We start from the raw sequence: 1,370 nt of genomic DNA, 5'->3' as shown, positions 1-1,370 counted from the left end.
CTCTTGCTAAAGAGTCCAGTGTAGGCGTACCAGCTACCGGCTTAGCAGCAGCTTTTGGCCGTCTCCCTTTTCCATTGGTTCCCTCTGTGACTCCCATTTTTTTCAATAAAACTTGACGAGTTTTGTTCAAGCTGATATCCAAATTAGTTAAAATCTTAGAGGATAAAATATCTTCTTCTCGTAATAAACCAAGTAAAAGATGTTCTGTTCCTACTAAAGGTGCTCCCATTCGTCTTGCTTCATCAGTAGCCAACGTAATAGCTTGCTTAGCTCTTGGCGAGTACGGCAAAATCATATCTTTTGAACTGTATTTCATGGTGCCATAACCCGTGAAATGTTCGACTTCTTCCCGCACATCATTTTCAGTTACAGAGAATTGGCGGAGTGTTTTACCAGCAATTCCTTCTTGTTCCACCATAAGTCCTAATAAAATATGTTCAGTCCCTATAGAATTTTGGCGAAATCTTTTAGCTTCTTCTTGAGCTAAAATTAAAACGACTTTTGCTTTTTCTGAAAATAATTCATTCATATTATTGCCTCCATCTCCTATGACTGTTCGTATTTTAAGTTATTTAAAAAAGCAGTTAATATCCGTGCTCTTAGTGCATGTTCCTTCTTTGGATCCAGTGATAAAACTGACTTTTCCATGACCGCCAACATTGAATTCGCTTCGCGTTTAGCAATCATATTGTCTTCATATAAAGTTTCAATAATTGAAAAAGCATCTCGTTGTGAAATTTCGTCTCCAATTACATCGATCATCATATTCAGCATTTCTGCTTCATCCAATAATTTTACTTTAATTATCCGGATATATCCGCCACCACCGCGTTTACTTTCAACTAGATAACCTTGCTGAACAGTAAACCGTGTATTGATAACATAGTTAATTTGAGAAGGAACACAATTAAATCGCTCTGCCATTTCACTACGTCTAATTTCGACTTGCTCATCCGTTCCAAGTACTTTTTTCAAATAAGCTTCAATGATATCCGACATATTTTGATTGTTCATGTGCTATTTGTTACTGAAACAATGAAGATGTATGGTATGTATATTACCTATTTTTACCACACAATGCAACGGTGTTCTCTCAGTAACACTCCTTTTCTTTTTGTCTCAACACCAGACTTAATACTTTATTATTTCAGGTCAAGAAAATGTTAAACCGACTAGCTAATTTCTTGACTAATCCTGACTTTAATTATACGAGAAAATGACTCATTTGAAAAGCAACTCCGCTTATTTACTTTAAAATTTATTCGTTCCTATATTTAACGTTAAGTTTTATATTGCTGAACAAAAATTAAAAATTTTTTACACTAACGGTAAATGGCTATTTTATTCGAAAAGAGTCACTCACAATACGT

The 1,370-nt window shown here is 35.0% G+C and carries 2 protein-coding genes; both read right to left on the bottom strand.

Annotation, left to right across the window (positions count from 1 at the left end):
* A partial coding sequence (locus RT405_RS11585) for a Clp protease N-terminal domain-containing protein (RefSeq protein WP_313469840.1) occupies positions 1 to 529 on the bottom strand: 529 nt, incomplete at its 3' end.
* Positions 530 to 546: 17 nt separating this feature from the next.
* Positions 547 to 1,014: a CtsR family transcriptional regulator gene (locus tag RT405_RS11580; protein WP_313469837.1), complete on the bottom strand. Its 468-nt coding sequence runs from the start codon at positions 1,012 to 1,014 to the stop codon at positions 547 to 549.
* Positions 1,015 to 1,370 lie beyond the last annotated feature (356 nt).

Origin of the sequence: Carnobacterium sp. (assembly GCF_032094055.1) — a bacterium.
Lineage (GTDB): Bacteria > Bacillota > Bacilli > Lactobacillales > Carnobacteriaceae > Carnobacterium_A.
Note: the sequence above shows the minus strand (reverse complement) of the source record. Positions and strands in the feature narration are given on the sequence as shown.